Annotated in this window: 6 protein-coding genes; all 6 read right to left on the bottom strand. The window is 64.5% G+C overall.

The window, feature by feature from the left end:
* Positions 1-33: 33 nt before the first annotated feature.
* The 6 genes from QCE79_RS33885 to QCE79_RS33910 all read right to left on the bottom strand — a co-directional run bounded on the left by QCE79_RS33885 (position 34) and on the right by QCE79_RS33910 (position 9342).
* Positions 34-1002 carry a YqcI/YcgG family protein gene (locus QCE79_RS33885; RefSeq protein WP_309852011.1) on the bottom strand — a complete coding sequence of 323 codons (969 nt, stop codon included), beginning with the start codon at positions 1000-1002 and terminating at the stop codon, positions 34-36.
* A gap of 232 nt (positions 1003-1234) precedes the next feature.
* The gene (locus tag QCE79_RS33890; RefSeq protein ID WP_309851966.1) at positions 1235-2662 is read right to left on the bottom strand and encodes a peptide synthetase; all 1428 of its coding nucleotides are present in this window, start codon (positions 2660-2662) and stop codon (positions 1235-1237) included.
* A gap of 399 nt (positions 2663-3061) precedes the next feature.
* Positions 3062-5245: a TonB-dependent siderophore receptor gene (locus tag QCE79_RS33895; RefSeq protein WP_309851969.1), complete on the bottom strand. Its 2184-nt coding sequence runs from the start codon at positions 5243-5245 to the stop codon at positions 3062-3064.
* Between the two features lie 311 nt (positions 5246-5556).
* Positions 5557-7584 (bottom strand): Fe(3+)-hydroxamate ABC transporter permease FhuB, encoded by a 2028-nt coding sequence (gene fhuB / locus QCE79_RS33900; RefSeq protein ID WP_309851972.1) that lies wholly within the window; start codon positions 7582-7584, stop codon positions 5557-5559.
* Complete coding sequence (locus QCE79_RS33905; protein ID WP_309851975.1) at positions 7574-8554, bottom strand: ABC transporter substrate-binding protein; 981 nt, start codon at positions 8552-8554, stop codon at positions 7574-7576. The genes fhuB and QCE79_RS33905 overlap by 11 nt, the downstream gene beginning before the upstream one ends.
* The gene (locus tag QCE79_RS33910; RefSeq protein WP_309851978.1) at positions 8551-9342 is read right to left on the bottom strand and encodes an ATP-binding cassette domain-containing protein; all 792 of its coding nucleotides are present in this window, start codon (positions 9340-9342) and stop codon (positions 8551-8553) included. Before QCE79_RS33910 ends, QCE79_RS33905 begins: the two co-directional genes overlap by 4 nt.
* Positions 9343-9374 lie beyond the last annotated feature (32 nt).

The following is a 9374-nucleotide window of genomic DNA, read 5'->3' on the forward strand; positions in this document are numbered from 1 at the left end:
TTGCGCGTGGGCGTGTGCAAAGCAGTGACGCAATCAGTCTTCGTCGTGTTCGTGAAAGTCTCGTTCGCGATGCGGCGCGCGACGATGTTCCACCGAGTGAAGGACCGGACGCAGCGGGTACAGTGGGTTGGCCGCCGTGCTCGGACGCTGCCACCATGTCGGACGCGCGGCGGGCTTCGCGGGCGGCGGTTCCGCCGCTTCCACCTTGGCCTGGCGCTGCCGTTTCAGGAATGGACAACGGTCGTCGGCCGGCGTATTGCCGTCGTCGAGAAAGTACTGCTTCCATTCGAGGTTGCCCGGATCGCCGAAGAAGCCCAGGTCGGGGTGGGCCGGAATCTCGTCCCACGTTTCGAGGCGTTTGCGCACCTGATTGCGCGCCTCGCGGCCGATGACCTTGTTCGTGATCGTGTCGACGAATACGCTGCGCGGCTGAAACAGCAGCACCATGCCCGGGCCGAGATTGCGGCTATGACGCGCGCGGAACGACGGGCACGCGCACACGACGAAAGTCTCCACGCCCGCGAACGAAAACTCCCAGTCTTCGCTTGACGGCTCGGGTTGCGCATCCGCGTTCGGATCGGGATCGACATCGTGCAGGTGCTGAAGGATCTTCCAGAACAACGCGTGATACGCATCGTGCGACAGCGGTTCGGCATCCGGCTCGAAGAACACGGCAATATTGTTCTTGCGATACTGCGGCAGCGATACCAGTTCCGCGAAGGTCTGCATGGTCGCGGCAAGCTGGCCGATGTCCTTGCCGTTCACGTACGAATAAAACATCTCGCCGCGCTTTTCCGCCATCGTGCCGAAGAAGCACGGATAGGCCGGGTCCATCACCTGCGTGCGCAGCGTTGCATAGGATGCATCGAGCCAGGCGGGCCGTCGCACATCCGCGCCCGTCGCGCGGCCCGCGATGATGCGGCTCGTCCAGTCGCCCGGATCGAATCCCTCGGCCACCGGAGGGGCTGCCTGCGCGGTTGTCTGCGCAGCTGCCTGCGTCATCCCGGCGTCGGCGTTCGCTGCCTGATCGTCCACTTTGTCCTCTTCCCTTCGCATTGTAGATATCCTCGTTCTTCACGTGTCCGCCTGCGTCGTGCGCGGGCGAACGCCTGCGAGCCACAGGCGCTGCGGCTCGCCGATGAAAGCGTGTCCATGCGGGGAACAGGCGCCCTGTGCCGGGCGCTCTGAAATCAGCGGATCGCGGCGCGGGTGTGAGCGCGCCTGGCGTGCTTGATCAGGTCGAAGCCTTGGCGTCGAGTTCGGCGACCAGCGCCTGGACCCATTCGTCGGGAATGATCGGCTGGTGATACGTGCATTCGCCCGACACCACCGTCGACCCATGAAGCCGGCCATCGGGAATCAACACCATGTCGCCTTCGTTCATCTTGTGCTGCATGCCGACATTGCCCCAGAAGAGCATCTCGCCTTCCTGGATCGTCACGAGCCGATGATCGTTGTGGACATGGGTCGTCGAGCACATTTCATGCGGCTCGATAAACGTCTCGCGATCGATGTCCGGACACTCCGCGTCGATACGCGTGCTGATCCGGTGCGCGAACGCGACGTAATGACGAATCGACGAAAGCCACAGCAGTTGCTCGCCCAAGTCCCAGCGCGCGCGTTCGCACAGCCGCTCCGCCGCGCCGATGCCTTGCGCGGCCATCGCTTGCGCGCTTGCGCCGTAGGCCGTGCCGATCGATTGCAACGCGTGCGATGCGCGTTCCAGCAATTCGGCCTGGCGCGCTTGCGCATCGGCCGCGCCGCCCGCACCACGATTGGCGGACGTCAGATGGGCGCACGCGCGTTCCAGCGCAAGACTGAAAGCGAGCGCTTCGGCTTCGGCGGCGAACGCCGCGCCGACCAGACCGAACGCGCGATCCGGCCTGCGCGCGAGTGCATACAGCAGATTGCATTTCGCCATGCTGGTCGGCAGATAGAATTGCCAGTACGCGTGCTGCTGGCGCGTCACACCGCATGAAGCGGCGACTTTTTCGTGCAGCGCGGCATCGGCGGGAAGGTTGTCGAGCGCGGGGCGCAGTTCGACCGGCAGCATGTCGAACAAACCGCTGGCGGCCGCTCGCGCGAGCGCACGCTGCTTCGACGGCGCCAGCGACCAGCGTTGGACCATGATGAAGCGCAATCCCTCTTCCAGATAATCGTTGCGCATGAGACGGGCAAACGTTTGATCCCAGAACAGCGATTCTGCTTCGAGAATGCGCGCCAGTCCGGCTGCATCGGCCGACGGCGTCTGATCCCGCGACAGGAACTCGAACGCGTAGGCTTCGAGAAACGGCGCGATCTGCGCGCCGAGCACTTGCGCGTCGTCGCTATAGAACTGCACGAAGCGGTTCCATTCCGCTTCGTTCGCGTTGCGCGGCAACCGCGCCGTACCGAGTTCGTAGATCGACAGCAAGGTCCGGTTCGACGCCAACGCCGGCAAGCGGCTCACGTTGTGCGGGCGTACAGGTTTGGCGAACTTCAGGAACTCAAAATCTTCCGGACGCAGCGGACGGCGATGATAATCGTCGTCCAGCACCAGTTCGCTGACTTCCGCGCTGCGAAACGGCTGCGCGGCGGCGAATTGCTTGATGAGATCGACATAGCGTTCGCTCTGGCCGGCGAAAGGCGAGAAATCAAACAGCGAAGACGAGGCGTGGGTCATGGCGGTTTTCCTGCGGCTGACTCTGGGAGACGGGCGAGGCCCTGAAGGTCCTGATGGTGCGAAAGGCCCGGAATGTCGTGGTGCGTGGCGAACGATACGGCGGCATGTCAGCCGCGCGCCTCGACGATGACGAATGACGCAATCGCGTACGTGATGAGTGTGTTCATGAAACATTCAGCTATCCGAATGACATGTCGTCACACCCCCGACATACACCTGCGATACGCGCTCTAACGTAAATGAGAATTATTGGCAACTCGAAACAAATTAAAGTGCTGGGTATCGGCTGTCAAGTCTTTCCGGGGCCGCGATACATCCCCGAAACAATGCAATACGGCGACCCGCTTTCGCGGGCCTCGGCCGAGTGTCGAAGCGGCATAACTTGCTTCGACAGTAAAATCAGAAGTCCGAACGGACCGTCAGCATGACATTACGGCGCTGACCGAATTCACTGTAAAAATTGCCCGGCGGACGAATGTAGTAATCGCGATTGAAAATATTGTTCAGATTGACCGATGCCTGCAGATGCTTGTTGAACCGATAACCGACCTGCGCGTTGAAAATCGCATATGCGCCCTGTTCCACGCCGCGCAAAATGCGCGTCTGCGCGAGCATGCCGCCGCCGACCGAGATACCGCGCAACGTGCCTTGTGTGAACAGGTAGTTCGTCCACAGCTTGAACAGATGCTTCGGATCAGTGCCGGTCGTCAGATCGGGCTGATCGTTGTCGTAGTTGACGTTGAGATAGGTGTAGCCCGCGTAGACATTCCAGTTTTCGACGGGCTGACCCGCCACTTCGAACTCGAATCCCTCGTCCGTGGACTTGCCGCCCGCAATCGATCCGGTCGGGTTGTCGGGATCGGTGATCGCGCGGTTGTTGTCGTTGATGTGAAACACCGCCGCGGTGGTCGTCAGGCGGTTGTTCAGGAAGCTGCTCTTGAGACCGACTTCGTATTGCTCTCCCGAGCGCGGCGGCAGCAAGCCGCCTGTATAAGTGAGCGCGGTCTGCGCGGTCAGAAAGCGTGAATAACTTGCATAAGCAGTCAGCGAGCGCGTGATGTCGTAGACCAGACCGACGTTCGGCAGGAAACGATGATTCACCTGCGCCTGCGTCGCCCAGTCCTCGACCGCCGGAATGGTCGACTGCGACGTTTCCTGCAGGAATGCCTCGCGTGCGCCGAGTACCAGCGTGAGCGGCGTGAGCAGCTTGATTCGCGCCTGCGCATAGATGCCGTACTGCTCGGTGCGATTGTTCGAGCCGAAGGAGAACGGCACATCGGTCTTCGTGACCGCGTTCGGATCGAAGAGACTGAACGTTTGGCCGTTGAACGGGCCGTTGAGCGCGACGAAGCCCGATTCCGCCGTTCCAGTCTGGAGCGAGTAATTCGCACCGATCGTCAGCGTGTGGATCTGGCCGAACGCGCGGATCGGTCCGCTCACGTTGGTGTCCGCGCCCCACCAGTTGTATGTGTTGCGCTGGCGTTGCTCGCCGAAGTAGGACAGACCGTCGGCGGTAGCGCCGGGGCCCGCGTAGGCGTAGTCGGCTTTCGTGAGTTCGTGGCGATAGAACAGGGTCGTCTGCGATTTCCAGCCGTTCTCGAAACGATGCACGAGATTACCGTTGACTTCTTCGAGCGACGTGTACGAGTAGTTCCAACTCGGGCTGAAGTTCTGCGTGTACGAGCTTTGCAGACGTCCGAGCAGATTGCCGTCCGGATCGGTGACGCCGCTCGCGCCGTAGTCGATGCCGTTGATCGGATTGATCTGGTAGCCCGCCGACAACGACAACGTGGTCCGCGGATCGAAGTCGTAGTCGAGCGCGCCGTAGGCCATCACTTCTTTCTGACGCGTGCGATCGATCGACTGCAACGCATCGCTGCCGACGATCACCGCGCGGCCGCGCAATGAGCCATCCTTGTTGAGCGGGCCGGTCACGTCGATCATCTGACGGAAGCTGCCGAACGAACCGACCTGCGTTTCCGTCGCAACATGAAAGGTGTCCTGCGGGCGCTTGCGCACGAGGTTCACCGTGCCGCCCGGATCGGTGATGCCGTCCATCACGCCCGAAGGACCGCGCAGCACTTCGATGCGGTCGTACATCGCGAGATCGAACTGTTGCAGATACTGAAGGCCGCTCACGATGGAAATGCCATCGAACTGCACGCCCAGAAAGTTGCCGCGCGCCTTGTAGTAAGCCGTGCCGTCGCCGTAATCGACCGACTGCACGCCCGTCACGTACTTGAGCGCGTCCTGAATCGTCGTCAGATTCTGGTCGTCCATGCGTTGTCGCGTCAGCACGGACACCGATGCGGGAATCTCCTTGATGGACTGCTCCGTCTTGCCCGCGACCGTCGCCGTGCGGCCCGAATAGGAACCGCTGCCTTCGGTCGTCGCGTCCGGTGTCGCGTTCACTTCCACGGAAGGCAAGGTCGCGGCGGACGGCGACGTGCCTGTGTCCTGCTGCGCCAGCGCCGGGCTCCCCCAGATGGCGACGAGCGCCAAAGCAAAAGGCGTCAGGCCAGACCGTATCGATACCCGCTTGTCGTGCCGCGTCGAGCGGCGCAAGTCCCTATTCTTATTCATCTCTAATGTAAGTATCCGCGTGAAGTCGAAAGCCCGCACTGTCCACATTCAAAGGACACGTTTAGGTATGCTGAATGGATCGCCTGGAAAAACGGCGAAGCTACCAGGCGCGAGGAAACGGCATGGCATTCCTATTACGGTCAGGAACCGCATCCCGCATCACGGAACCAGATGGACGGATCGACGCGCGATTCGAGCGTTCCTGTTTCGAGAGCATCACTATACGATAATGATTCGCATTTGCACACTTAGCCGGAACAAATAATTTGCTTTCAAAAACCTGACGTGATACGCGCTGACCGATGCCCTTCTCAGGTCGACGAAACAGATTTGCGCAGCGTCAGCGCGATCAGATACGGACCGCCGATCAGCGTCGCGACGAGTCCGGCGGGCATCTCCTCGGGAAACATGATCTGCCGTCCGAGCCACTCCGCCAGACCCATCAGCAGCGCGCCGAACACCGCCGCGACGCACATTTGCATGGCGGGGCGTCTCGCGCCGGAATAGCGCGCCACATGCGGCGCGATCAGGCCGACGAAGGACAACGGACCGACGATCAGGGTCGATGCCGCCGTCAGCACGGACGCCAAGATCAAGATCGCGAAGCGCGCGCGCACGACCGGCACGCCGAGACCATCGGCGATGGTCGTGCCCAGACCCAGCGCTTCGAGCCAGCGCGACATCAGCGGCGCGAGCGCAAGCCCCGCTATCGCGATGGCGGCGGCCGAGTACGCCGCAGACGGTTCGACGTAGTAAGTCGAGCCGATGACGAAGTTCATCAGCAGGCCGCCGCGCGGATCGCCGCTAGCGAGCAACGCGCCGACCACGGCCTGAAACAGCGCGCTGATGGCCACGCCGATCAGCAACAGCCGTTCGGGCGCGAACGAGGCGCGCGCGCCGAGCCACAACAGCAGCGCCAGCGTCACGATCGCGCCGGCGAGGCATCCGCCGAACAGCGCGCCGGGCGTCGACGTCAAACCGGCGAACAGGACGACCACGATGCCCAGCGCGCCGCCCGAACTCACGCCGAGCAAGTCGGGGCTCGCCATCGGATTGGCGGTGACACGCTGGATCAGCGTGCCCGCGATGGCGAGCAACACGCCCGCCGCGAGCGCCGCGACGGTATGCGGCAGACGCCAGAACATCAGCGCGGCGATTTCATTTTTATCGGCGACGAACCCGCCATCCAGCCCGCGCGATACGCAAAAGCACAACGTCAGCACCACCGCCAGCGCGACGAACGCCCACGGCAGACGCCGGGCGAGCTTCGCGGGCGGCGCATGCGCGATGGCGACCGTATGCAGGTCGGGCTGCGTGCGCAGGCGCGGCAGTAACGCGAGCAGAAGCGGCACGCCCAAGAGCGACGTCACCGTGCCGGTGGGCACCAGATGGGCGGAGAACAGCTCGCCTGCGGCGATCAGCCGGACGATTTCATCGGTACACCAGAGCAGCACCGCGCCGAGGCACGGCGCCCACACCAAGCGCTGACGCAGCCGCCGCGCGCCCGCGAGCCGCGCGAGCGTGGGCGCAGCCAGCCCGACGAAGCCGATCACGCCCACCGCCGACACCACGCACGCGGTCAGCACCACCGCGATCAGCAACGCCGCGAAGCGCGTGCGCTGCAACGCGATGCCCAGACCTTGCACGGTCGAATCGCCTGCCTCGAACACGCCGAGCGGACGCACCATGAAGACGGTCGCCGCGAAGCACGCGAGCACGCTCAGGAACAAGTGCGCGCTGTCCTGCCAGGCGGTCTGGTCGAGCGCGCCGCCGCCCCAGATCATCAGCCCGCACATCAGATCGAAGTGCGCGAGCGTGATGCCGAGCGCGATCGCACCGCAATACAAGTTGACGATCATGCCGGAGAGGATCACCGCGAGCGACGACATGCGCTGCCGCCAGGCGAGCGCGAAGACGAGCGTCATCGCGAGCGCGCCGCCGCCGAGCGCCACCGCCGTGCGTCCGCCGGCAAGCAGCGACGGCGCCCACAATTCGGCGAGCATCAGCGCGAGATACGCGCCGGGAAAGATGCCGAGCGTCATCGGTTCCGCGAGCGGATTGCGGAGCACCTGCTGCGCGAGCGTGCCGGCCAGCGCCAATGCGCTTCCGCACAACAGCGTCATCGCGATGCGCGGCAACATGCTGTCGCGCACCAGCACCTGACGCAGATCGGTACGATCGGGCGCCAGGACGGTCGACCAGAACGACGCGCCGCCCAGTTCCGCGTGGATGCCCGCAATCGACAACCCGAGCGCCACCAGCCCGAGCACCCCGACCAGCGCCAGCCGATAGTCGCGCGGCGGCTGTGCGCCGGGCAATGCAGTCAGATCACGCGACACCGCCGCCTCCTTGCGCGATCAGACCGAGCGCATTGTCGATGGCGTGCGCGAAGCGTTGCATCGACACGAGTCCGCCGTAAGGCGCGATCACCGGCAGCCTGGCGACGCGTCGCGCGCGCACGGCCGGCAACGCCTGCCAGATCGCGTTGTAGCGGAGTTGCGCGACGACCGGCGCGGCGACCGGTGCCACCAGCAGCAAACTGGCCTGCTGCACGTCGACGAGCCGTTGCAGCGGCACGAGCGCCGCGCCCGCTTGCGTGGCCCACACGCGCCCACCCGACGATGGATTGACTGCGTTGCGCACGCCGAGCTTCGCGAGCATCGCGTCGAACAGGCTGCCTCGCCCGTAGACGCGCAGATGCCGGTCATCGACCAGATCCGCGACGATCACGGGCGATGCGCTCAGTTCCGGCCGCGCGGCGATCCGGGCGCGCACGGCCTCGGTCGTGCGCGATGCGTCCGCGATCAGCGCCGATGCGCGCGCCGGACGTTGCAGCCGCGCGGCCAGCCGCGCGGTATCGTCGCATAGCGCCGCATACGGCGTATCGCTCGACATATATCCGCCCAGCGTGATGGTCGGCGCGAGCCTTTCGAGCGACGGCCGCGCGGGCGCGTGCTCTGCCGTGATGACGAACAGATCGGGCGCGAGCATGCGCAGCACGTCGAAGTTCGGCTGATACAGCAAGCCGATATCGGCCACGCCCGCCGGCAGCGGCGGCTCGACGATGGTCGTGCGATACCAGTCCGGCAGCGACGTGCCCACCGGCGCCACGCCCAGCGCGAGCAGCGTTTCGGTGAGTTCCCAGTTCATCGTGACGATGCGGCGTGCGGTTGCGGCGGCGGGCGCTGGCGCGGCGAATGCGCCGGGCGCGGCGCTAACGGCGGCGACAGCGGCGAGCGTCGCGCCGAGCCAGCGGCGACGCATCGCATCGGGCGATGCCACGGCGGCGGGAACGGAACGGCGCATCATCGCGGATACCCGATCAGATGGCCGCTCAGCGAATCGGTCATGACGCCCATCGGCACACCGTAGATCGCCTGCAACACGTCGGCGCGCATGGTTCCGGCGGGATCGGTCTGCATCAGCAGCTTGCCGCCGCGCAGGGAGATGAGTTGCGTGCAGAAGCGCGTCGCCATGTTGACATCGTGCAGCACGATCACCGCGGTCATGCCGTGCTCGTCGCACAGCTTGCGCACGAGACCGAGCACGCCGAGCTGATGTCCGATATCGAGCGCCGAAGTCGGCTCGTCGAGCAACACGCAGCGGCTGTCCTGCGCGATCAGCATCGCGAGCCAGACGCGCTGCCGCTCGCCGCCCGAAAGACTGTCGACCGGACGGTCCGCGTAATGCGCGACATCGGTCCAAGCCATCGCCTCGTCGACGCGACGGCGGTCGTCCGCCGTGAAGCGGCCGAGCGCGCCATGCCACGGATAGCGGCCGAGCGCCACGAGTTCGCGCACCAGCAGCCCGTCGGTCGCGGGCGTGGTTTGCGGCAGATGCGCGACCTGCTGCGCGAAGCGCCGGTGCGGCAGGCTCGCAAGCGGCTGGCCATCGAACTCGATCGTGCCGCGCGTCGGTTGATGCAGGCGCGCGAGCAGCCGGATCAGCGAGGTCTTGCCCGAGCCGTTGTGGCCGATCAGGCCGACCACTTCACCCGCGCCGATATCGAGCGAGATATCGTGCAGCAACGGCTTGCCGCCGATTTCAAAATCGACGTGAGACAGTCTGTAGAGCGGATGACCGCCGGTTTCCTGCATGACGAATCGTTGCCTTGTGAATTGATTGGGGG

This window comes from Caballeronia sp. LZ003 (assembly GCF_031451465.1).
Lineage (GTDB): Bacteria > Pseudomonadota > Gammaproteobacteria > Burkholderiales > Burkholderiaceae > Caballeronia.

Coding starts and splice junctions, on each gene's coding strand:
- QCE79_RS33885 (WP_309852011.1), bottom strand. CDS start 1,002: ATGACGCAGGCAGCTGCGCAGACAACCGCGCAGGCAGCCCCTCCGGTG.
- QCE79_RS33905 (WP_309851975.1), bottom strand. CDS start 8,554: ATGATGCGCCGTTCCGTTCCCGCCGCCGTGGCATCGCCCGATGCGATG.
- QCE79_RS33890 (WP_309851966.1), bottom strand. CDS start 2,662: ATGACCCACGCCTCGTCTTCGCTGTTTGATTTCTCGCCTTTCGCCGGC.
- QCE79_RS33895 (WP_309851969.1), bottom strand. CDS start 5,245: ATGAATAAGAATAGGGACTTGCGCCGCTCGACGCGGCACGACAAGCGG.
- QCE79_RS33910 (WP_309851978.1), bottom strand. CDS start 9,342: ATGCAGGAAACCGGCGGTCATCCGCTCTACAGACTGTCTCACGTCGAT.